The organism is Zobellia alginiliquefaciens (assembly GCF_029323795.1).
In the GTDB taxonomy this organism is placed as follows: domain Bacteria; phylum Bacteroidota; class Bacteroidia; order Flavobacteriales; family Flavobacteriaceae; genus Zobellia; species Zobellia alginiliquefaciens.
Genome location: NZ_CP119758.1, coordinates 4,242,893 through 4,266,085, shown reverse-complemented (window position 1 = coordinate 4,266,085; position 23,193 = coordinate 4,242,893). Strand labels below are relative to the sequence as shown.

Here is a 23,193-nt window from a genome sequence, read left to right as displayed (position 1 = left end):
TATATAAACCATTAGAAAGATGAATATTATGGCAAGTTTGATAAAAAAATCAACAAATGGTCATAGGGTCAAAAGACCAACCCAAACTGGGTTTTCAAGTCCTGCAACCCATTATCAAGAACCTAGAATAGACCTAAACGAAGAATTGGTTACCAATTCCTCTTCTACATTTTTTATCCGGGTTGAAGGTGATTCTTTTCAGGAGTTTGATATAGATGAAAGTGATGTTCTAATTGTTGATAAATCATTATCACCGAAAATGAACAAGCTCATTCTGGCCACTGTTGACGATACATTTACAATTCTTGAATTTGATGGAGCCGGTGATAGAGAATTAAATATCTGGGGTATTATAACTTATATCATAAAATCTAGATGATTGCATTAGTTGACTGTAATAGTTTTTATGCTTCCTGTGAGCAGGTGTTTAGACCGGACCTAATGAACAAACCTGTTGTTGTTTTAAGTAATAACGATGGATGTATTATTGCCGCTAACAAAGAAGCAAAGGCATTGGCTGAAATACCTATGTTTCAACCCATATTTAAAATACGAAAGTTACTTGATGAGAATAATGTCACGTACTTTTCGTCTAACTATACCTTGTACAGTGATATGTCTAGAAGGGTAATGGATACTTTAGAACTGTTTTCTCCTATTGTGGAAGAGTATAGCATTGATGAGAGCTTTGTAGACCTAAGTTCATTCAAAAATGGAGAATATGATTCCGTCGCCCATAAAATAAAGGATACCGTTCATAAAAACACAGGAATACCTGTTGGGGTTGGAATAGCAAAAACCAAATCACTATCAAAACTAGCCAATAAGTATGCGAAAAAAATTGCTTCAAATAATAATGTATATGTAGTTGATACGGAAGAAAAGAGGAAACATTTACTAAGAAATCTTAAGGTCAAAGACATATGGGGAATAGGAAAAAAACACGCCATTCGTTTAGAGAAAATCAATGTTGTTACAGCACTTGACTTTGCCAATATGCCCGTGTCATGGGTACGAAAGGAAATGACCGTTATTGGCGAACGTTTATGGAGAGAACTTAATAATGTGCCATGCCTAGAAATGGTGACGGAACCGAATGCAAAAAAAGGAATAGGTACCGCTAAATCCTTTGGTTTTAAATTAACGGATTTTACACTTATTGAAGAAGCCTGTAGTTATTATGTGTCCGAAGTTGCCGATTTATTACGACAACAGCAAAGTGTTGCTTCTCAGCTAGAAGTCTCTTTGCAGACCAATCAACATAGTGAGATAGATAAACAATACTCCAATAAAATTGTAATTAACTTAAATTCTCCAACGGATAGTACCATTAAGCTTACCAAAGAAGCCCTTAAGGGTTTAAGAAAAATCTATAAGCCAGGCTATCGCTATAAAAAAGTTGGAGTAAATCTTACTCATCTGGTCAACCGAAGCGAGGTACAAACAAATTTGTTCGACCCCCCCCATAAAAGCGAGAGTAGCTCTATTACAAACGTTATGGATGACCTGAATAATAAATACGGTAAGAACAAAATTAAAATGGCTATGGTGGGTAACCGAAGTAAGAAATGGGCTCTTATAAAAGACCACCGTAGTCCAAGATTTACCACCCAATGAAATGAACTATTAACTATTGGCTCTTCAAAAATTAAAAGCAAAGAATGAAATTTTGGCTGAATAACGTTAAATTTTCCGAATAACGTTAAACATTTTATTCGGATGTTTTTATTTTTGAAAAAAACACTAAGAATGTTAAGGTTAAGAGAAGAAAGTCCTCTTGATATGTTACGTCAATTTTCGGTTCATTTTGACGGTGATTTACTTGAGAACTTAGGTGCCGCCAAAATGTCCATTGAAAATGAAAACGGCATTGGGTACATTAGTTTATATGAGATATTACCAGGTCTCACTTCTTGGATATATAATATAAACTTTACGAAAGATTTGGTGATTAATATGAATTTCACCGATGACAAACCTTATTACTTCGGTTATAATATATCAGGTTATCAACTACAGAAGTTTCCAAAAGATGAAGATTATAAAAAAATCCGCCAAGGGCAGAATTTTGTCATAATCAGCAAACCAAATAGTAGTTCAGAGTTTATAATCCCCGGCAACATAGACTATAAATGCTGCTATATTATAATCAACCCAAAACTACTTAAGAAAAGTAAAATCTCCAGCAAACTCAAATTGGTTCAAGATTTAGCTGAAAGTTTTAAGCTTGACAAGGAAAATGAACCCTTCCGATATTTTGGCGATATAGATGCTAGAATTGGAACTTATGCAGATATTATAGTAGAGAATGAAAGAACGGATATAATTGGCAGATTGATTACCGAAGGAGCTATTCTAAGAATGTTGGGATCACAGATAGAGGCTCATGAACACGATAGTAATAGCGATAATTTCAAGCCAGCTTTAACCAAATCCGAACTTTCAAGAATTACTTATATTGGTGATTATGTTTTAGAGAACATTTCGGAAAAAGTCTCTATTGATGAGATTAGTCTACACTTAAGGATTTCACCAAAAAAACTGCAATCGGGCATTCGTTTTTTATATGGCTATTCGGCAAATGAATATCTCACTAGGCTTCGCTTAGAGCACAGTAAAGAATTAATGCATTCTACAGAAATGAATATCTCAGAGATTTGCTTTGCCGTAGGATACCAGAGTAAAAGCTATTTTTCTAAGATTTTCTCGGATACCTTTGGCAACTCTCCTAGTGTCTTTAGAAAAAGTTATGAAGAGGCCAATCTGTTATATGATATAAGTTATCGCTCATTGGCCGTAGATTCCATTGATGGTAAGGATGTTGATAATATCATTAATATTGCGAGATCTTTCAACCCTCAATTTCAAATAACGGGTAGTATTATTTTTCACCGTAATATCTTCTTTCAAATTATTGAAGGTCCTAAAAAAGAAGTCCTGGCCTTGTTCAAGAATATTTGCAATGACAGAAGGCATAAAGATATTCAAATCATGTGGCAAGGTTTTAAAATTAAACGTGAGTTTAATAACTGGGCTTTAGCAACTATTAGTGACGAAGGAGTGTTAAAAGTAGATATTCAAGGAAATACTAAAAATCTTGAATTAAGTAATCTTCTTGGAAAATTAGATAAAAGCGCTATGGATTCTGAGAACCTTTGGAGAAAAGTGAGAACTATTATTAAAGTTAATTCCAACAACTCCGCCGCATAACTTTTAGGTTGTTTTTGGTAACAGTTCTTTTTGGCACAAATCCTCAACGATTTGCTTTAACTGTGACTGCATCCGACTTAGGGAGGTTTCTTTAGTCAAAAAACATATCGCTCCCATTTCCATAAGTTTACGCTTATCCCCCTCAGATGAAGAGGTTGAATATATAATAACAGGAATTTCAGTCAATATTTTATTTTTTTTTAATTCGGACAAACACTCGATTCCGTTCATTACGGGCATGTTCAAATCTAAAAAAATTAATCTAGGAAGAATTCCAGCCGATAAATTAGACACGATAAAGGTCAACAGTGATTTCCCATTAGGAAATAAATTCATTTTAATATTGGGAAATATTTCTTGCATCGCCTCCTCAAAGAACATTCTATCGTCTTCATCATCGTCGGCATAAGCTAATGGGCTAATCATACTATAATCAATCATAATAATTCTATAAGTGAAAGATGTACTTTCTGTATTTAATAAAGTTAAACCTTTAGCTACAATACATTTAACGAAATACAATAAACCTGTAACAGTTTTAGGTTATGCAGTTTTACTTATTTGGACACAGTTACTTTATGACAAATATGAACGAAACATTAAATAATTATTCCAAATTCTATTCACTTAAGAGAGGTATAATTGAATTCTTTTTACCAGTACTACCTGTTCTCCCGAAGTTCTAAATCTGAACAAATAATTGCTTTGGATATTGTTATTGTTTACCTTACGCATTAACTAAAATTAGTACTAACACAGTAAACAATTCGGTAAACAGTTTACCAGCATTTATATTAAAATAGCCTAAAATTTGGATATTTTTCCAAATTCATAACCCGGAGGTCGGGGGATTGTGCCCCCCTCTCGCTACAAGGCTTAAAACCAGTAAAAACAGCGGTTTGTGTACTCACAAGCCGTTTTTTTATGCCTTCTATTTCCGTACTTTTGCAGAGCGTACACGAAACAGTACATACTTTTACAATGAAACCGACCTATACCGAACCCAAAATTTTCACGGGCGGAGTGGATATTGACCAATGGTCCAAGCTCTCTAAATCAGAACAAAAAGAAGCTCTTAGTAAACCTTGGTATGTTTATTTTTCGTTCCGAAATCCTGATACCGGATTATTAAAACGCCAACCCAACATTAAGGCAGGTGCAAATTTTCACACGAATAAAAGAGACCGACTTTCTTTTCTTAAAATTATTAGGACCAAACTACACTTTCTTTTAATTGAAGGCTTCAATCCATATGAAAGGAATATAGAATTGGAAAACAGGATTAAGAACGGTACACAAGAAAGTACAGACCTTAGTTCAGAAACCACTCAAAAGCCACCAAAAAAGCCAATTCTACCTCCTGTTCCCGTAACAAAAGAAGTTATCAAAGAAACGCCAACTCCTCCTCCGGGTCCTATAGAAATTGACATATTTTCCGCTTTGGACGATAACCGTATAGAATTGAAAGAAGAGGTCAAACCGGAAACCAAAGAAGTGGAGTCAGAACCCCAGATGTCCGTAGCAGAGGCTTTTGCGCTTGGATTGAAAATAAAAAAGAGTACGCTTAACGTAAACTCCTATTCCAAATATGAGAACCGAATACTTCAATTTCAACGATGGCTGGGGGAAAACGAGGTTGATGTTTCCGACATTAAAAATGTAACGAAAAAAGTAGTTATTAAACATCTGAATGCCGTCCTCCAAAGAACTAGCCCGAGGACCAGAAATAATGCTAGATCGGCATTAAGTTCTTTCTTTACCACCTTAGAAGACAATGAACTGATAGAAGACAATTTTATTCTAAAAATCAACAATCTAAAATCAGTTCCAACACGTAACAAGACCTACACACCGCAATTGGTACGGGATATTGACAACCACATGAAGGAGAACGACCCGTTGCTACGTTTGTTCGTTCAGTTCGTCTCCTACAACTTTCTTCGCCCTATTGAAGTATGCAGATTGAAGATCGGGGATATAGATATACATGATCAAAAATTATATGTAAAAGCAAAGAACAAACCGGTGAAGGTGAAGATTATCCCTAAAATAATGCTGGATAGAATACCTGACATTTCACAAATGAAAAAGGAACTCTATTTATTTACTCCCAATGGAATTGGTGGAGAATGGACCGTCTCCGAGACCGAAAAGCGGAATTACTTTACCAAACGGTTCAAAAAGGTTAAGGACCATTTTAAACTAGGCAAAGATTATGGCTTATATAGTTTTAGACATACGTTCATTACAAGGCTCTACAGGGAGATGGTGAAAACCAGCACCCCAGAAGTAGTCAAAAGTCGGTTAATGCTCATAACAGGCCATTCCACACGCGAGGCTTTAGATAGATATTTGCGAGATATAGATGCGGCTTTACCCGAAGACTATTCTAATCTTTTACATCAAACAGAAAACAATTAGATTTCATGAGCTATTACGGACTACTCAAAGGTTTAGATTTAAACTCGGTGAGCATAAACGAACTGAAAGAAATACAGCTTTCCAATGGTGTTTTTGAACAAGTAAATCGGGTATCGTTAACCCTAGATGGTAGTCCTAATTCTATTTCTCAAGAAAATAGTGACCCGGTATATGTACCTAATACCGCATTGACCAAAGAGTTTTACGATTACCTTTTAAAGGTATATGAGAATGTTTTAGAAAATTCACTGATTGGATTCTTTTATATGTACGAAGAAGATATACAAGGACATGATGAGAAAGAGACCAAAAATATTGCACACAGCTATTACAGAGAAATTGCACAACTCACCATTAAGGATAAGTTTGATGTTATCCGTATCAAAAGGTCTAGTGACGGGTACCCCATCGTGAGTAGAGCCAAAAAAACAGAGCTTTTTAATATGCGGCAAGAGGTTTTACAGGAAAATTTGGCTACTCAAAATCCAATACACCTCAACCACTTTCTTATTGGGGATGCTAGTTATTTTAATGACTCGCTGATTGCTAAAAGTTCTATTCTTTATGAAATATTGCAGTTTGAAGCTTCAAGAAGAATCCTGACAATTTTCAATGAGCAGTTCTATTTTGAAACTGAAGATTCTAGTTCGATAGATGAAAGTAAAAGTGAAACAATTCCGGAGACTGTAGAAAAACCTATCAAAAAGAAAAAACGCCTTCCCTTAATTTCAGATAAAGAAGTCACCACCTTTTTGATTGATACGGTTTTTATTAAGCAGGCTGAAAAGAATAAAACTTAATTTTTTTTACCTAGAGACAAATATTTAAGTTTACCCGTAAACTAGTTTATTGAGTTATTATTTCTGCTCCCTTTCTGACCTCTTTCTCCCAAAGTAAAAGTTTATTCTTCATAGTATTAAGTAAAGTTGAATTTTCTAAAGCCATATTATTTTTTTCAGAAAGGTCATTTATCAAATCATAAAGTTCATAATTAAAGCCATTGTCTTCTTTTATCCGAATCATTTTCCACTTACCACTTCTCACAAAACTTAAGTTTCCATATGCAAAAAAAACATCCCTTTCAGGCAGGTCAGATTCATTTAAAAGGCTGTTTTTGATACTAATACCATCTATGTAATTCGCAGTTGGTTCTTTTTGAATTAAATCAAGTACAGTGGGAAGTAAATCCATTGTAAGAACCGTTTGATCATTAACAATACCCGCTTTTATATGACCTGGATAACTAATAATTGCAGGAACTCTACTACCACCTTCATAAACTTCATTTTTAAATCCCCTTAACACACCATTGCTACCATATTCATTAGCTCCATTGTCAGACAAAAAAATTACGACTGTATTATCATACTCTCCAATTTCTTTTAAGGCCTCCATTATTTCACCCACTCCCTCATCCATAACCTCTACCATCTCTCGATAAATGCTTTGAATACTATCTTGAACCGCTAGAGTACCCGCCTTACCAACTTCTCTCAATACTCTGTCTATGCGCCTTTGATAGGGTCTGTGAGGAGATTCGTGTGGTAGATATAAGAAAAAGGGTTTATTTGTTTTCTTAGGATCATTTTCTTTTAAAAACTTTACCCCGTATTGTGTTATTAAATCTGTAACATACCCATCTTCATTCTCCATTTTTGTTCCTTTCCACCAGTCTAAGTATCCTTCTTGGTCAATATGGCCGTGATAATCTATCCCTCCGCTAACAAACCCTGCATAATCATCAAACCCTTGATTCATAGGGTTATATTTTTTTGAATACCCTAAATGCCATTTTCCATAAATGCCGTTATTATAATTATATTTTTTTAATTCTTCTGCAATGGTAATCTCTTTTAGGCCTAGGCCTACATCTCTATGTTTTTTGGAAGTAACAACTCCTTCTATTCCTGTCCGCTGTTGATACTTTCCTGTCATAAAAGCAGCTCTTGTTGGACTGCAAACAGGAGCGTTAGAGTGAAAATCAAGAAACCTAGTCCCTTCATTTGCTAATTGATCTATATGGGGAGTTTTTGTATGAGGGCTACCATAACAAGAAATATCTCCATACCCTAAATCGTCCGCCATTATAATTATAAAATTCGGGGTCTTTTCAATTTCCTTTTTTTTATCGGAGCATGATAAAAAGAATGTACTAATTAATAACAATACTATTATTTTTCTCATAATCAGTTATGTTTCTTGAACAAATGATTTACTTTTTTGAAGTTTAAATATTTGGCTGATAAAATGCTTTCGCCCTTATTCCCATTCATACGATTTACCAAGTGCGTACTTAGCAAACCATTCTAATTCCACATTTATCTTATACAAACGATGCTTTAATTCCATCCATCTATGACCCTCTCTAGGAGCAATATATAGATGAGTAGGTACATTATTACTTTTCAATGCTCTAAATAACTCTACAGACTGAGGCATTGGAACAACAGGGTCATTTTCACCAACTATAACAAGTGTTGGTGTTTCAACATTACTTATATCTTTTAATGGAGAACTGTTCCAATAAGCCTCAATAGGTGCATTTTTTTGCCATGGAGAACCACCAAACCACTCGTTTCGATTATTTCTAACATTACTTTGAGAATACATACTTATCCAATTGACAGCACCTGCTCCTGAAGAAGCCGCCTTAAACCGGTTCGTATATGTAATCAATTTATTGGTCATGTGTCCGCCGGCACTCCAACCCATTTTTATCATTTTATCTGCGTCCGCAATACCTTTGTCTATAAGCAAATCAACTCCTGCCATTACATCTAGGTGAGATTCATTAAAATACCCACCTACCATACCTCGTAAGAATTCGTCGCCATAACCAGTACTACCTCTATAGTTTGGTTGTAACACTACATAACCCAAGCCGGTAAGAACCGGTACATAAGTAGTATATCGTAATGACATTCCATATTTTTCAGAAGCTCTTGGACCACCATGTGTTTGAACAACTAGTGGGTATTTTGTATCACTATTATAATTATGTGGATAATATATTAATCCTTCTACAGAAACTCCATCAGACCCTGTCCATTTGATTACCTCCTGTTTTGGTAAATTGAATTTCACGCTTAAGGAATCATGATGATGAGTAATCTGATTAAACTTGCCCTTTTTAAAGGAATAAATATCACCTGGGTTTTCCATTGTTTTAATGGTTAAAAAATGCTCATCGTCACGCTGATTATAAGTCCATTGCCCTATTGAATGCTCACCTCGAGTAAGTTGAATTAACTTCTTAGCTGATGTTTGATATTCCCATAGCTGAGATTGTGACCCCATATTAGCAACAAAAAAAATTCTTCGCCCGTCTGAGGACCATTCAGCTGCAGATACTTCGTAAGGAAAATCTTTTATTAGCAAATCAATATTTGAATTTGCAGAACAATTCAATTGAAATAATTTATTATTGTAGTATTCTTCAAGTTTATCGTTAACAGGAGCTACAAAAAGAATGGTTTTATTGTTTGGAGAGATTCTAGCTCCCGTTTTAAAAAGTCTGTTATTTGCTATTTCTGAGATTTTATTATCCGTCAGTTGAATTGCATTACTTCCATCCTCATTCATCATCCAAATTTCACTGTGGAACGAGTAATCGGGAAGAGGATTAGGTGATTTATGCACAGCAAGTTTTTTACCGTCATTTGAAATACTATAATTCAAAATTGAATAATCCCCTGAAGTAATTTTTTTCTTATTAGCTTCTAAATCTACTTGCCATAAATGTTTTTGTTTATAATTTTCTTCAAAAGGAAAAACATCATTCTTATCTGTTTTTGAGTGCTGTTCAATGGCTGTCATAGAATCATTAGCAATAAAGAATATTTTTTTGCTATTCGTTGACCAACTCAGGTTTGAAACGGAAGTGCTATGTTTTGTTAGTTGCCTACTCTCCCCACCATCTGATTTCATCAAATAAATTTGACTCCCCTTATCAGCATTTCTTTTAGATAAAAAAATGATCCATTTTCCATTTGGAGACCACAGAGGCTCACTTTCATTTCCTAGACCAAAGGTTATTTGCTTTGTTTGCTTACCATTACTATCTACTTGCCAAACGTGTTTTATTTGTTTATTGGCTTTCCAATTACTTTCGGTTAGAATGTATAGTATCGATTTGCCGTCCGGCGAAATTTGGATATTGGAGACACTAGGAATACTTAAAAAGTCTTTTATGGACATGTTCCTTTTCGCTTCCTGAGAGTAAATAGTCAATGTATTTAGAAAGACCATCCCAAGTAAGTAATATTTTATCATCTTGTTAATTTTAATTTGCTGTTGAATTGAATAGAAAATATTTCAATTCAAATTTGGAGCTCAAAAATTTTCTCAACTGCTCCTTTAAACACTGGTTAACCAGACAAAATAATTATACAACCCTGCTCATAATACCTTAAAGTTGTATTAATTGCAGGGTCAATAATTATGATAGCTGTTTCTTAAGCCAAAGTCTCATGTATAGATATCTTAAAGAGTATTTTCTAGCTCCCATAATATCCTATAATATTATAATGGATTTTGCTCAACTAAAGGGTTAGCATCAATTTCGGATTTCGGAATCAAAAACACCCATCTCTTGTCGCCCGCAGGAACAAAAGATACATTTCCAATAAACGATGCTTGATGTGTACCCGTATCCGCAAGACCTACTTCCCTTACCAAATCTTGATTTAAACGTTTTAAATCATAAAACCGAAATCCTTCCCCCCAAAGTTCTACCCTTCTTTGAACCATAATCTCATCAATTAATGCCTGGCCAGTATTTGTTGATAAAGAATATTCTAAATCTCGGGTTGAAGCAAAATCAAACAATGCTTGTGCAGCTAACGCATCCGCTCCTCCTTTACGTGCATTTGCTTCTGCTATTATCAAATACATTTCCGCAGCTCTCATTAAAGGAATATCAATCCGACTATCTGCTATATCTTCAACAAGAAATTTCTGATTTGTGTAAGGGTGTCGTGTGTGGTTATCGGTCAAATCAACATCAGGGTGCAAACCTGTAGGGTCCCAAAGTGTTTTTCTTACGTCGCTATCCGCAATTTTATCGTATAAAACTTTTGTGATAGCTCTTGGATTCCCCCTGACAGCATTTCCATTGAAATTTCTTGAAACCCAAGCACCATAATCGGAAAAAGGAATTGCTTGATCTCCTGCTATTATTTGAGAAGCCCACATGAATTCTGGATTACTCTCTGAATCGCTAGTAAAACCTTGAGCATAAGTTGATTGATTCATTAAGGCAAAACCTTCATGAGCCATCGTTGCATTGGTGATTGCAACATCCCAATTCCCTTGTGTAAGTGCAACTCTAGCTTTAATTCCTAGGGCGACCGATTGATTAATATGGGATTTGTTCAATCTTCCTTCTCCCTCAAGTAATTTGATGGCAAGATCTAAGTCTGTATTTAACAAACCATAAACATTCTCCACAGTTTCTCTAGGTACCAATAAATCATCCGTGTTAAGTTTATAGGGGACACCTAGTTGTTTATTATCAGCTTCCGGATTGTATCTTTCTGCAAACAACTGAACTAATTGATAATGCGCAAATGCTCTATAAACAAGGGCTTGGCCTTTAATATAGTCTCTTTCATCCTGAGTACCTGTTGCACCATCTATTCCATTAATAAGGATATTTGCATTGGCAACTAAGTGATAATAAAACTTCCATGCAAAATCGGAAAATAAATCAGTATCACTTGTAGAGGCAGTCCACTGGTATACGGTTGTCCATGTATTATTACTTCCGGTATCAACAAAATCATCACCAGCTAGATCATTTATTATTAGTTGACTTCCAATTCCATTAAAAATTATTCGTGTGTAGAACTTATGATACATAGACCTATGTAAACCGTTCAAAAGAATCATCCCATTAGCCGTGGTTTCTACGGCAAGATCTGCCGAAACTTGATTAGTGGGTTCGGTTTCCAAAAACTCTTTATTACACGAAGTAATCAATACACAGCAAACAAGTGCCAGGGTCAGTTTTATAATTATATTTTTCATCTTAATTTTTTATAACGTTATGTTTAATCCAATAGAAAATGACTTAGCTGGTACATATAAATTAGAAGTGTTCCCGCTGTAATCTTGTTGCTGGTTCAAACCTTTTCTTGCATTAAGATTAAATACATTCTCTGCATTGGCAAAGAACCTGATACTAGAAACCCCCATTTTTTGAATCAAGGTATCTGGAAGGTTATAAGACGCATTAATTTGTCTCAAGCTTAAGTAAGACGCATCAGTTAAGAACCTGTCGGATGTCTGTTGCCATTGAGTGTCCATAGTAGTGTCCGCTCTTGGAACATCTGTTATATCACCTGGTTGTTGCCACCTATTTATTACATCGGCATGTAAAGCCGCTCCGTAAGTGTCAGTGGCCATTAGATTTCCATAATTAAGATCCAGGTTATCCCCTCCTATTTGATAGGTAAATAAGAAGCCCAGGTTAAAACTTTTATATCTTAGGTTAGAATTGATTGACCCATAGAGATCAGGAAGCACAGAACCTGCGTACACTTCTTTTGCATTGTTAGCAAATGGCGTAACAGATACACCATCTATAGTTCTAACATCGTTAGCTGTTGGGTCATTGGCTACAAATAATCCTGAGCCATCTGAAGGGTCTACACCGTACCAATCACGTAAATAGTAATCAAATAAACCCCTTCCTACCTCCAGTCTTTTATTGTCATCTGTCAAAATGGCTTCTTGGCCTTCCGGTAACTTTGTGATTTTATTTTGAATTGTTGAGGCATTTATCGTAGTCGACCATCCGATGTCTTCCTTTTGTATAATATCATAGGTTAAAGACAATTCAATCCCCTTATTATATAACTCTCCAACATTTTGTAATTGACTATCATCATAAACTATTCCTCCCGCGGATAAAGGTAGTGGTACTGCAAAAATTAAATCTTTAGAGAGCTTTTTATAATATTCGACAGATCCCCTCAATCGATTGAAAAAGCTGAATTCTATAGCAACATCTGTGTGTACTGACTTTTCCCACTTCAAATCTGGTGAACCCAATGAAGTTGTAAGCACACCAGCTTCAGATTGATTATTGTAGCCCAGCCCAAGGAGTGGAAGATAGGGATAGTAAACACCGTCCCCTAAATTAGCGTTCCCCAGTTCTCCTTGTGAAGCTCTAATTTTTAAATTATTAATCCAACTCGCATTTGCCAAGAAATCTTCTCGATGAATACTCCATGAACCACCTATAGAATAAAATACACCCCACTTATGCCCATCGGCGAATTTGGAATTTCCATCTGTACGGATGGATCCGCTTAAAAAGTATTTGTAATCATAATTATAACCAAGCCTTCCAAAATAACTATCTTCTTTTACTTTATCAATGTAAGATGTTGTACCATTTGGAGATACAAAATTTGCTAGTTCCTGATTACCTTGAAATATTTGTGAAGACATGTTAGTATACAAATATGTCCTAGTAAAATCTTGAGTCTCATGACCCGCCAAAACATCAAACGAATGAATTGAATTTAAATCAAAATTATAAGTCAGTAATTGATTGAAAGCTGCAGTAGAAGTACGTATATAAGTTCTTGCAGCCTCTCCACTAGGGGCTGCATCCCCTATTTCTGCATTGAAATAGTCACTTGCATAAAAATCTTCAACCTCATAAGACATGTTGTTTGTAAAAGTTAACCCTTTTGCTAACTGTATTTTAGCAAATGTTTTACCATCAAGTCGATTTCTCTCTTCCAAATGGGTGTCGTTCTCTATTTCATATAATATATGTCTAGCACTACTAGCTCCCGGCCCTCTTACTAGGTCCAAGGTTCTTTCTCCATTTTCATCCAAGATAAAATCGCCTGTAACGGGATCATGTTGGTAAATAGGGTAAATTGACCCCATATTCCGGGTAAACCTGAATGGATTAATTGTGCTTCCTGAAACTGAGGTTTGGGCCTGATTTGCTTTTGAAAGTGACCCTGATAAATTTATACCCACATCTAACCAAGACGTTGCTTTATAGCTTCCCTTTACTCTCCCTGTAATTCTATTAAAATCTGAATTAATTAAATACCCCTCTTCATCAAGATATCCTAAAGAGCCATATAGATCTCCTTTTTCTGATTTACTATTGAAACTCATGTCCGCAGTACGTCTTATTCCTGTTCTGGTAAGAGCATCTACCCAGTCTAGATCATCAGGGTATAATAAACTTGCATTAGGATTAATTTTTCCATCGGTGCCAACTATTTGGTCATTTGGCACATTAAAAGGATTCTTTAGCAGATCATCATAAATACCAGCTGACGATGCTAAATTGGCTGCAGTTAATTCTGCATTACTAGCAATACCCGGTACTGCTATCGCGTTTCTTCTTGCGTCCCAATATGCTTCATAGAAATCTGCCGGCCCTAATCTATCATATTCTTTAGTTCCTCTATTGATGGTTGACGTAGACACACTAACTTTAAGTTCTCCATCTTTGCTTTTCCCACTTTTTGTAGTAACCAGAACAACTCCGTTAGCAGCCTTATTACCATACAAAGCTGTTGACCCTGCATCTTTTAAGATATTCACACTCTCAATATCAGAAGGATTCAAATTGCTTATGTCTCCATTAATGGGGATACCATCTACCACATATAAAACATCATTTGAAGAACCGTAAGACCCAAATCCTCTCACGCGAATACTTTGCCCTGAGCCCGGCTGCCCTGAAGGTGCTGCAACAATAACTCCAGGTGAAGAACCCTCAATAACAGTTGATATATTCGTAATGCTCCTTTTCTCAATGTTTTCTGAGGCAATAGAAGATATAGACCCAGTTATTGCCTCTTTCCTTGAAGTTCCGTATGCAACAACTACAACTTCGTTTAACTCAGTTGAATTCTCTTTAAGAACAACATTTATAGAACTCTCTGTAGTAACGGTTACAGTTTGCGACTCCATACCGAGATATGAAAATAATAGCACATCATCTTTGTTTGCTATAATTTGATAATTTCCATCAAAATCAGTTTGCACACCCGTTGTGGTTCCTTGTATAACTATTGACACACCTGCTAAAGGTTCGTCATGTTCATCTTTCACTGTTCCCGTAATGGTGTTTTGAAAATTTTTCCCCATAAAAGAACTAAGATTCGTACTTGGAGACTGCAACGAATTATTACGTTGTTTTTCCTGTTCCTCTAAGTATCTCAAAAATTCCTGACCGGAAGGGTCATTTTTAGGGAACAGAACAATCTGATTTTTGAAGATTTTAAAACTTATTGTAGTATTGGATAGGAGTTCCGTTAAGACAAGCTCTATACCTTTCTCATTAACAACTATAGTTGTCCTTTCTGATACGTCTACGATACTACTATTATAAAAGAAATGATAACCGCTAGTAGCTTCTATTTTATCAAGAATGCTCTTGAGTTCTGAATTCTTTTCTTTTAAAGTAATTGTCTGTGCATTAACATTAGTAGCAAATAGCTTTGTGAGACTAATAAATACAATTACGATGTAGATTTTCATAATTCTTAGAAATTGTTTTCTAAGCGAAAACCTTTTAAGTTCGCTTTTTTTCATAATTTTGAATTGGTTTGATATTGATCAATAATTAGATTGATTGATATAAATAAAGGGGATGCGACAACATCCTCTTTTTTATTTACTCTTTCATTTTAAGTACTATTTCATTTTCTGATATTCTAAAATCAATTGGGGATGAAATTTTCAGTAATTCAAGTGACTCCTCTAAAGTCAAATTATCTAACGTTCCGGTATATTCATATTTTAATAATCTTACAGAGTTAATTGTTATTTTTTTGTTGTGTTTTCGTTCTAAATCAAGAGCAACTTGCTGTAATGGTGTATTGTTGAAAACAAGCGTTCCTTTCTGCCATGCAACTACATCTGCAGAAATTACTTTTTTAACTTTTACTTTATTTTCTACTTTATGAAAAACAGCTTTTTCAGAAGGAGAGAGAACTATAGGGTTTTGTTTATCCCTTAAAAGTTCCACCTTTCCGGTTATGAGGGTTGTTTCCGTTTGGGTATCATTTGGGTAAGACTTAACGTTAAACGTAGTTCCCAATACTTTTACATCATAGTGTTCTGTTTGGACAATAAAGGGATGTAAGGAGTCATGGACAATATCGAATATTGCTTCTCCATATAGCAAAATTCTCCTTGTTTCTCCCGTAAAGCTAGCAGGATACTCAATACGGCTATCAATATTTAAAACCACAGTACTACCATCGGGCAGAACTACACTTTCCTTATTTACATTGGATGATTCAGCAAATTGAAGTTTATCTTTTAAAAATTTATGATCTTTTTGATCATAGCTTAAACTATCCTTTAAAAGGAAAAAACTAGTTGAAAGAAAAATTAAGCCAATTGCAGCGTAAGAAGCATAGTGAGACCACCGTCTCTTGTTTTTCTTCCTTTCAAAAAGTTCGTAAGCAGTTTTAGAATCAGCAATTGAACTTTGATTTAGTGATTTCGCTACGTATCTCGCCTTTAGGGCATTAAAATATTTACCGTTTTCATCACTCTCTTTTATCCAACCATTAACAAATTTTCTATCCTCCGGAGAAAGTTCATTCTTTAAATATTTTTGAAGTGAATCGTCTTGCATTTAAATAGTGTCTTTATAATAAAAACGAATTAAATGCAGTTACCCCTTAAGCGATTTTCGATTTTTTTTTAAAATAAATGTAAATACTCCTGTAAATGAAAGCGCATATGCTTTAAAGCCTTTCCAATATGACTTTCTATCGTCTTCGTAGAAATTTGGAGTTTTTCTGATATTTCTTTATGATTAAAACCTTCTACCCTACTTTTTACAAACACATTTTGACATTTCCTCGGAAGCAATTCTATGGCTTGTCGAATTTGCTCTGCTAATTCTTTTGCTATTATGTCTGTTGCTACATCATCCGTAAGCGCATTATAGTTTATACTATCTTCTATTTGTTCAGCAGGACCATATAAACTTAGCTGTCTCTTTTTTTTTCTTAAATAGTCGAGACATCCATTTTTAACCATTATAAACAAATAATTACTAATTTCATTAGGTTGGAGAGTTAGTAATTTCCTTTTTTGCCATAATTTGATAAACGTTTCTTGAACTATTTCTTCGGCGTCTTCTTTTTCAACAACATAGCTTTTTGCGATATGTAATAGTTTAGAATGATAAAGCTTGAATATAATTTCAAACTCCACATCGCTATTAATATTTAAACTGTGGCTATATGATTCACTCTTAATAGTTTTATAATCTCGGGGCATCAACAGTGGTTTATATTCTAAACTTAACCAAAAAATAATATTGGGTATAGTATATCTCCGAGAATAACAGAAAACCCTTTTTCCGCATATCTATATTATAGATATGACATTTTCTTATTACTTAATATCGCAATTTAATAAGCTGTTGAATCCTTGTTAACATCAGTAAATAAGGGATTTTCTTACTAAATTTTCCTATAGTTCATCAAATAAAATACACCTACTGTTTCCTCAATTTGTTTAAATTAAACCCAAAAAATAGGGTGTATTATTGGTTAACCAATAATACACCCTATTATAATCTATACTAGAATTAAACCTCCTAAACTGAAAAAGGACATTAGCTAAACTGACTGTTCCGCATCCACAGTAGACTCTAAAATAGATTCTATAGTATCGGATATGTTCTCAAACAGGTCATACCCTGTCAAACTCTCTATATTATCTACCGTAGTTTTAAAATGTGTCCAATCTGTATTTATATCTTGGTCATTAGGTACCAGTACAGCAATCACCCTTGTGGATGTTGTCACACGTTGAATATCATTATTTCCGTTAGGTAAAATCAATGCTACTTTCCAAAAAGCATCCGGTACATTTATTTCTCCGTTTGATATTGTATTGGCCGATCCATTGCTACCCGTACCACCGGTACCAACAACCCCGGAAATAATATGTATTTCATTTCCTTCTAAAGTTAATGACCGTAAATAGCTTTCAAGATTAGCCCATGACCTACGATTTTTATCCGGAGCCTGTGGCGCAATATTGGTCATGTAATAGGTATTCTCGTTTGAATCTTCGCTACCATTACGATCTGCGGATGGGCACAAATGCCCTCTGTCAAAACCAGAATTTGTATAGTCGCTGGTAGTGGCTCTAAAAAAGGTGGTAGGCAATGTTTTATCCGACTTAAAACAGTTGCACCTAGAAGTGGTTCCTGTCCATGCTGTACTTAAATGCCAGCTAACCCAATTGGCCGTTCCGTTACTGTTGTTATATGACAAGCTAAAATCAGGCTTAGAAAGGAAATAATTATCAATAGAAGAAGCTGCATCGGAAGGATTACCAAAAGTAAGGTTACTATCCATGGATGGACTGGTGCCTCCACCCGAAGTATTTACTTCAATTTCAATATTATCAATATTAATTCTGTTAGACCCCCCGGAAATTTTATAAATACCATATCGTACACTTTGGGTTTCATTTACCTCAAAGGTAACCGTATTTAATGTGGTTGAATTGGTTGTTATAGTATCTCCTATATAGTACCAAGTGGTACCATCATCGTATGAAGCCACTAATCTCCAATCGGATGCTCCGTTGGTACCATATGCCGCATGACGAACAAGAATGCTACTAGCTCCATTATCCATATTGAAACTCATGGTTAAAGTGCCATTGTTTCTTATCCTGACCGACTTGGAACCAAACTTTCGGTCGTTCGTCAATGAACCTACAAGCGCATCATCAAGGTACCAATCTCCTGAAGGGGATAAACTTACAGTACCTCCAGCATAGCTACCCTTTGAACCTGACTCAAAAGTTTCCGTAAAACCAACAGTTTTTGCTGTTAATCCATATGCCTTGTGCTTATGAGGCCCTTGATTATCGTAATAATAGGTATCAACAACCAGTTCGCCATTAATTATAATTCCTTCTGTGGGAGTTTCCTCTATTGGAACTTTCTCATAAATAGAATTATCTGTATAATATTCATCTGTAGAACATCCAATCAAAAAAAAAGACAAAACGGCAAAAAGAGAAAGGTAATTTGGGGTAAAGAACTTCATAAGGCTATTACTTTTAGTTTTACAATATGTTATCTAGTAATCATAATGTAATACTTTACCTACTTATTGTGTCATATAAAGGATGTTTCAAAATAATTTGATGATGAAAAAGAAATCTATTAAATGTTGTGTTGTGAAGAAAGTTAAACACATGATTGATTACTCTATAAATGAATCCTCTTGGTCATTATGCAATGGAACATACTTTTGTATAATGTATGGAGTTATCGCCTTTAAGGTTTTTTCACTTATAGGGTGTAAACCGGGTGCTGTAAAAAATTCATATTGCTTATCGTCGTTTCTAAAGTACCAAACTAGAGGTTGACCTTTTTCATTAAAATAATTATAGGCTAAATGTACCCTAACTCTTTTCAAGTTTTTAAATCTATTTTCTTCGTAAGGAATAACCTTTGTACCATATTTAGAATACGGTCCTTTATCACAGGAAACCTTAACGTAGGTTGAATCCGCCCAGGTCATACATTCCTTATACATAGTGGCATTGGATTCATTTATGCTCCTCTGAGATATTAAAAAAGATATACCAACACCAATACTCAAACAGATTAACAAGACCGCAACCCATATTTTTTTTAAACTTTTTTTAGTTGGGTTGATTACTTCTTCGTCAGAAATTCTCCTATTGATATTCCCGTGTGATTTTATGAACTCCGCATAATTTACATATCCTAAATATTGACATAAGGGTTCTATAAGCTTAGGCTTTAAATCATCTTGGGGTCCCGTATCTCCTTTTTCTATTTTATTAAAATAGTCCCTTAACGTACGTTCGCTAATGGTATAATTGTAATCTTCTTGCAGGACATCCGAAAGATGCCTGGCCAGATGTGTTTTCCTCTTTGACCCAATTTCCTTTTCTGCCTTTTTAAAGGCAAGTGCTAAAATTTCTAGTGACATACTATTGGTTGGTTTGGATTCTAAAACTAATACTTATGGAAATTTCATGGAACTATTTTTCCGGAATTTCTTTTCCCCCGATTCTCCACAAATTTATACTTCACCTCATTTACTTTGTTCTCGAAATGATTGTCGCCCTGCATTGCTAACATGGTGTTTCTAGAAAAATCATTTCATAAGAAAGTCCAGAATACAGTCGGCAAAAAGCCCAATTGAGAAGTAAGCTGTACGCTACTGTATTCGGATTTCTACTTCTCAAAACCGGGAGACGTCCCTTCATTTTTTTACGCGATGTATTCATCGCAAAAATCACTGAGTATTAACTCGGACGGCCATCGGCATGTCCTGTAATTCCAATAAAATGAAGCGAATAATTTTAGCCATAACGGTCTTAGCTTTTAATACATTTCTATTTTCCTGTAATGATGAAACCATTGCAGAGACAGACGGATTATACAATACCCAATCAACGGAAGGGGATGACGGCAATCCACCACCTACTCCACCGCGTGGGTAGCGAAATCTGAATATTTGGGCTGTATTGAACGTACAGCCCAAATTATATCATTTATTCAATTTTAAGCTCCAATAAAACAGGTAAATGATCGGAAAGATTACGAGCACTTGTTAGGTTATCACAGTACTTTACAAAATCTATTGCCATACCCTTTACCTTTGAAATTTCCTTAGAATAAAAAATATTATCTATTGTATGGTTTAAATATCCATTTTCCCTGCATTCATGTTTTAAAGTAGTTTTTTGATTACGAATACTCGGTTTATAATCCAGCTCTTTAAGTGTATCAAAAACGAGTTCTTTTTCATCAACATTAAAATCACCTGCAAGTACCAAGGGATGGGCAATTTCTTTACTTTTTAGGTAATTGGATATAGCCATGATTTCGGCCTCCGGATTTTTGTTGTGAGGTCTTGAATGAAAATTAAGAACAGTTAGCTTCTGCCCATTTATGAAAAAATCGATGTAAAAAGGTTCTCTATCTACCAAAGTGTCCAATTCTTTAATTAACTCGCCTCGGTTCTTAATTTTGATTCTTTTGGTTTTCCAAATAAAGGCATAACGTTCGGTAGCGTATTTTGTACTGTTGGTAGGGTTGCTGATTACATAATCCCACTTTGCTCCTTTTCTATTAAGATTATCAGCAAGTTTAGCAACCGCTTGTGCACCTCCATAACCTGAAACTACTTCTTGAATAGCAACAATATCCGCATCACGAACTATTTCTGCCATTTTATCTAATTCTTCGGAGTTTTTGGTCTTCCCCATGTCTCTTATGTTCCAAGAGATGAGGCTTATTTGTTCTTGGGAGAATACACTAAAAGCAAAGAGAACAAATACGTAAACGAGTAACTTTTTAAGCATGGTTTTTTTATTACAAAGCAAAATTAACAGAAATAAATTGTGCCCATTACGGGATTCTGTAAAGTATGACTAGCGAATTGTAATAGGTTTGAAATGTATTTAGCCAATCCAATTAACAAATGAAGTATAATTTTAAAAGAGATTTTTATAGCTACTTAGCCCTAGCTAGTGCTTTCATTCTAACCTTAGCAATTTTTCCACTAGATAGCTTCTATTATAAATTTCTAAGAGTATTTGTCTGTATCAGTGCTTTTATCATTAGTAGTCAGTTTACTAAGAACCCTTCCACTCTTCTTTCATTCATTCTTATAGCCTATCTATTCAATCCTATATTCCCTATCTATCTATTTCAAAAGTTTATTTGGATTCCAATAGATATTATCTGTGCATTAGTCTTTTTAGCCAGTGCATTTAAAATAAAAAACACCAAACCCTTTATACCGTATGCTAGAAAAAAAGCAGCCAAATCCTATGGCAGAGATAGAAAATTTTAACCAAACCCATTTTTGATTATGCAGAACCAAACCATCTCAGAAGAGATTAAAAGCCATTTTTTAAGACTTTACCAAATTGCATTGGCAGACGACGAATTCAGCCCATTAGAAATGCGTCTGCTCTATCAATTTGCAAACGAAAGAAACATATCCAAAGAACAGTTAGATGAAATTTTAACCGCGCACTCCGGTATCATCACTATTCCCGAAACCTTAGAAAAGAGAATAGAATATCTATATGATTTTGCCCTAATGATATGGGCAGATGAAATAGTTACAGATGATGAATACAATACCTTAAAAAAGTACTGTAAAAAATTTGAATTCCTAGATGATAAAATAGTTCCTCTCACCGAATATCTCATTGAGAGCGCTAAAGAAGGAAAAAGTAAAGAATCGATTTTATTAGAACTAAACAACTAGCTTATGGGACTTTTAAAAAGTATTGCTCAAATAAAACCAATCAAAAAACCAGAGGTTAATAATAGTGCACCAACTTTTGAAGATCAACGAAAAACGTATCATGAAGATGGACGTTCTACCTCCAAGTCATGTCAAGGACGTTCTGAAAACCTACAAGCCAGTTTGGATGCAATCTATCATAAGTTCGAAAACAATTGCAAAAAAGAAGAGTTAGAGCAAATAAAACTAAAGCAACCCTACGTTACCGAACTTAAGGGAAAGAAAACCCTCTTATTGACCAAAGATGAAGAGCTACAACGCGAAAAAGAACGAGTTGAAGAAAAAGAAAATAAAATTGAAAAATTAAGAACGGATATTGTCAAGGTCAGAAGAAGTCCTCAAGATTTTGGTATACCCGTAGATAGAAGGTCTTCTTCTAAGTTTTGGATTGGTTCTATTCTCTTGGCATTTTTAACCGTTTATATCTTCATATTTTATATTTCCACATCATTTTCAGCTTTTTTTAGAACTTTTGACCCGTCTACTGAACTATTCGGGGGAATGTTCTACCCAAAGGCACTACAAGAAGCTTATGATGCGGGTGCATTAGAATTGGGGTTTATTCTCTTTATCCCCTTTGTGTTTTTTGGGTTAGGGTATCTCATTCATATTTTCATGCACAAACATAGTATTGGAAATATTTTCAAAGTAATTCTATTATTTATAACCACATTTATTTTTGATGCACTCCTAGCTTATTTAATAGATGAGAAATTATATAACTTAAACAAAACATTTGAAGATCCGGATTTTTCTATTGCCGTAGCTTTCACAAGTCCAAGCTTTTGGGTCATCATCTTTGCGGGTTTTGTCTCTTATATTATTTGGGGACTTGTTTTTGACATCGTCATGAAAGAGCATGCGGATAAGGATAAAATTGAAAATTATATTTCCTCTTTGGAAAGTGATATAAAGAATTTACTTCAAATTATAGATAAGCAAAACGATACCATTCTATCACTGGAAAAAGTTATCAGTGAAAATAAAATTAGATGTTCGGAATTAGAGGATATCATTGATGGTTTCATACTTCCTATTAGAAATTACAAAGCACTATCATCTGAGTACTTGCAGGGCTGGCAAGAGTGTATTACCTCAGAAATTGTATTAGGCCCGGAACAAACAAGAGATTATTTAAATGAGTGCCGTAAAGTATATGACACCCATATTACCAAATTAGACCTTGACTCAGATGACTACCAAAATAAAGTTTACACGAAAACCTTATAAC

General features: G+C 34.8%; 19 protein-coding genes. 9 read left to right on the top strand and 10 right to left on the bottom strand.

Translation table 11 applies throughout. From position 1 onward, the window contains the following. The first annotated feature begins 28 nt into the window (after positions 1 to 28). The 3 genes from P0077_RS17365 (at position 29) to P0077_RS17355 (ending at position 3,210) form a co-directional block, all read left to right on the top strand. A complete protein-coding gene (locus P0077_RS17365; protein ID WP_276166476.1) occupies positions 29 to 379 on the top strand; it encodes a S24 family peptidase in 351 nt (116 codons plus the stop codon). Beyond that, a complete protein-coding gene (locus P0077_RS17360) occupies positions 376 to 1,617 on the top strand; it encodes a Y-family DNA polymerase (protein WP_276166475.1) in 1,242 nt (413 codons plus the stop codon). The genes P0077_RS17365 and P0077_RS17360 overlap by 4 nt, the downstream gene beginning before the upstream one ends. Positions 1,618 to 1,749: 132 nt before the next feature. Further along, positions 1,750 to 3,210 (top strand): BLUF domain-containing protein, encoded by a 1,461-nt coding sequence (locus P0077_RS17355; protein ID WP_276166474.1) that lies wholly within the window; start codon positions 1,750 to 1,752, stop codon positions 3,208 to 3,210. A gap of 3 nt (positions 3,211 to 3,213) precedes the next feature. Here P0077_RS17355 and P0077_RS17350 read toward each other — a convergent pair whose 3' ends face one another. Further along, positions 3,214 to 3,651 (bottom strand): response regulator, encoded by a 438-nt coding sequence (locus P0077_RS17350; protein ID WP_276166473.1) that lies wholly within the window; start codon positions 3,649 to 3,651, stop codon positions 3,214 to 3,216. A 483-nt stretch (positions 3,652 to 4,134) separates the two neighbouring features. Here P0077_RS17350 and P0077_RS17345 point away from each other — a divergent pair, with 483 nt between their 5' ends. Further along, the gene (locus P0077_RS17345) at positions 4,135 to 5,631 is read left to right on the top strand and encodes a tyrosine-type recombinase/integrase (protein WP_276166472.1); all 1,497 of its coding nucleotides are present in this window, start codon (positions 4,135 to 4,137) and stop codon (positions 5,629 to 5,631) included. Between the two features lie 5 nt (positions 5,632 to 5,636). Further along, positions 5,637 to 6,431 (top strand): hypothetical protein, encoded by a 795-nt coding sequence (locus P0077_RS17340; protein WP_276166471.1) that lies wholly within the window; start codon positions 5,637 to 5,639, stop codon positions 6,429 to 6,431. 46 nt (positions 6,432 to 6,477) lie between these two features. Here P0077_RS17340 and P0077_RS17335 read toward each other — a convergent pair whose 3' ends face one another. From P0077_RS17335 to P0077_RS17300, 8 genes are all read right to left on the bottom strand, one after another. After that, on the bottom strand, positions 6,478 to 7,815 hold the full coding sequence (locus tag P0077_RS17335; protein WP_276166470.1) for a sulfatase-like hydrolase/transferase: 1,338 nt from the start codon (positions 7,813 to 7,815) through the stop codon (positions 6,478 to 6,480). A 75-nt stretch (positions 7,816 to 7,890) separates the two neighbouring features. Continuing rightward, entirely contained in the window at positions 7,891 to 9,903 is a 2,013-nt protein-coding gene (locus tag P0077_RS17330; protein WP_276166468.1) for a S9 family peptidase, read from the bottom strand. A 249-nt stretch (positions 9,904 to 10,152) separates the two neighbouring features. Continuing rightward, positions 10,153 to 11,658 (bottom strand): RagB/SusD family nutrient uptake outer membrane protein, encoded by a 1,506-nt coding sequence (locus P0077_RS17325; protein WP_276166467.1) that lies wholly within the window; start codon positions 11,656 to 11,658, stop codon positions 10,153 to 10,155. A gap of 9 nt (positions 11,659 to 11,667) precedes the next feature. Continuing rightward, positions 11,668 to 15,207 (bottom strand): SusC/RagA family TonB-linked outer membrane protein, encoded by a 3,540-nt coding sequence (locus P0077_RS17320; RefSeq protein ID WP_276166466.1) that lies wholly within the window; start codon positions 15,205 to 15,207, stop codon positions 11,668 to 11,670. Positions 15,208 to 15,289: 82 nt separating this feature from the next. After that, positions 15,290 to 16,261 (bottom strand): FecR family protein, encoded by a 972-nt coding sequence (locus P0077_RS17315; protein WP_276166465.1) that lies wholly within the window; start codon positions 16,259 to 16,261, stop codon positions 15,290 to 15,292. A 68-nt stretch (positions 16,262 to 16,329) separates the two neighbouring features. After that, positions 16,330 to 16,914, bottom strand: a complete 585-nt coding sequence (locus P0077_RS17310) for an RNA polymerase sigma-70 factor (RefSeq protein WP_276166464.1) — start codon at positions 16,912 to 16,914, stop codon at positions 16,330 to 16,332. A 344-nt stretch (positions 16,915 to 17,258) separates the two neighbouring features. After that, a complete protein-coding gene (locus P0077_RS17305) occupies positions 17,259 to 18,707 on the bottom strand; it encodes a DNA/RNA non-specific endonuclease (RefSeq protein ID WP_276166463.1) in 1,449 nt (482 codons plus the stop codon). Positions 18,708 to 18,866: 159 nt separating this feature from the next. Then, positions 18,867 to 19,625, bottom strand: coding sequence for a hypothetical protein (locus tag P0077_RS17300; RefSeq protein WP_276166462.1), 759 nt, complete (start codon positions 19,623 to 19,625; stop codon positions 18,867 to 18,869). A gap of 361 nt (positions 19,626 to 19,986) precedes the next feature. On the opposite strand from P0077_RS17300, the gene P0077_RS17295 reads away from it, so the two are divergent. Beyond that, positions 19,987 to 20,142 (top strand): hypothetical protein, encoded by a 156-nt coding sequence (locus P0077_RS17295; RefSeq protein ID WP_276166461.1) that lies wholly within the window; start codon positions 19,987 to 19,989, stop codon positions 20,140 to 20,142. Positions 20,143 to 20,193: 51 nt separating this feature from the next. Here the strand turns inward: P0077_RS17295 and P0077_RS17290 are convergent, their stop codons facing one another. Continuing rightward, positions 20,194 to 21,006, bottom strand: coding sequence for an endonuclease/exonuclease/phosphatase family protein (locus P0077_RS17290; RefSeq protein ID WP_276166460.1), 813 nt, complete (start codon positions 21,004 to 21,006; stop codon positions 20,194 to 20,196). A gap of 119 nt (positions 21,007 to 21,125) precedes the next feature. Here P0077_RS17290 and P0077_RS20975 point away from each other — a divergent pair, with 119 nt between their 5' ends. The 3 genes from P0077_RS20975 to P0077_RS17280 are packed head-to-tail and all read left to right on the top strand — an operon-like array spanning position 21,126 to position 23,192. Beyond that, on the top strand, positions 21,126 to 21,500 hold the full coding sequence (locus P0077_RS20975; RefSeq protein WP_432422792.1) for a DUF6804 family protein: 375 nt from the start codon (positions 21,126 to 21,128) through the stop codon (positions 21,498 to 21,500). Positions 21,501 to 21,518: 18 nt separating this feature from the next. Further along, entirely contained in the window at positions 21,519 to 21,923 is a 405-nt protein-coding gene (locus P0077_RS17285) for a hypothetical protein (protein ID WP_276166459.1), read from the top strand. Between the two features lie 3 nt (positions 21,924 to 21,926). Next, on the top strand, positions 21,927 to 23,192 hold the full coding sequence (locus tag P0077_RS17280; protein ID WP_276166458.1) for an MFS transporter: 1,266 nt from the start codon (positions 21,927 to 21,929) through the stop codon (positions 23,190 to 23,192). Position 23,193 lies beyond the last annotated feature (1 nt).

Coding starts and splice junctions, on each gene's coding strand:
- P0077_RS17280 (WP_276166458.1), top strand. CDS start 21,927: ATGGGACTTTTAAAAAGTATTGCTCAAATAAAACCAATCAAAAAACCA.
- P0077_RS17300 (WP_276166462.1), bottom strand. CDS start 19,625: ATGTCACTAGAAATTTTAGCACTTGCCTTTAAAAAGGCAGAAAAGGAA.
- P0077_RS17305 (WP_276166463.1), bottom strand. CDS start 18,707: ATGAAGTTCTTTACCCCAAATTACCTTTCTCTTTTTGCCGTTTTGTCT.
- P0077_RS17320 (WP_276166466.1), bottom strand. CDS start 15,207: ATGAAAAAAAGCGAACTTAAAAGGTTTTCGCTTAGAAAACAATTTCTA.
- P0077_RS17345 (WP_276166472.1), top strand. CDS start 4,135: ATGCCTTCTATTTCCGTACTTTTGCAGAGCGTACACGAAACAGTACAT.
- P0077_RS20975 (WP_432422792.1), top strand. CDS start 21,126: ATGAAGTATAATTTTAAAAGAGATTTTTATAGCTACTTAGCCCTAGCT.
- P0077_RS17360 (WP_276166475.1), top strand. CDS start 376: ATGATTGCATTAGTTGACTGTAATAGTTTTTATGCTTCCTGTGAGCAG.
- P0077_RS17330 (WP_276166468.1), bottom strand. CDS start 9,903: ATGATAAAATATTACTTACTTGGGATGGTCTTTCTAAATACATTGACT.
- P0077_RS17290 (WP_276166460.1), bottom strand. CDS start 21,006: ATGCTTAAAAAGTTACTCGTTTACGTATTTGTTCTCTTTGCTTTTAGT.
- P0077_RS17355 (WP_276166474.1), top strand. CDS start 1,750: ATGTTAAGGTTAAGAGAAGAAAGTCCTCTTGATATGTTACGTCAATTT.
- P0077_RS17295 (WP_276166461.1), top strand. CDS start 19,987: ATGAAGCGAATAATTTTAGCCATAACGGTCTTAGCTTTTAATACATTT.
- P0077_RS17350 (WP_276166473.1), bottom strand. CDS start 3,651: ATGATTGATTATAGTATGATTAGCCCATTAGCTTATGCCGACGATGAT.
- P0077_RS17310 (WP_276166464.1), bottom strand. CDS start 16,914: ATGCCCCGAGATTATAAAACTATTAAGAGTGAATCATATAGCCACAGT.
- P0077_RS17315 (WP_276166465.1), bottom strand. CDS start 16,261: ATGCAAGACGATTCACTTCAAAAATATTTAAAGAATGAACTTTCTCCG.
- P0077_RS17335 (WP_276166470.1), bottom strand. CDS start 7,815: ATGAGAAAAATAATAGTATTGTTATTAATTAGTACATTCTTTTTATCA.
- P0077_RS17365 (WP_276166476.1), top strand. CDS start 29: ATGGCAAGTTTGATAAAAAAATCAACAAATGGTCATAGGGTCAAAAGA.
- P0077_RS17340 (WP_276166471.1), top strand. CDS start 5,637: ATGAGCTATTACGGACTACTCAAAGGTTTAGATTTAAACTCGGTGAGC.
- P0077_RS17325 (WP_276166467.1), bottom strand. CDS start 11,658: ATGAAAAATATAATTATAAAACTGACCCTGGCACTTGTTTGCTGTGTA.
- P0077_RS17285 (WP_276166459.1), top strand. CDS start 21,519: ATGCAGAACCAAACCATCTCAGAAGAGATTAAAAGCCATTTTTTAAGA.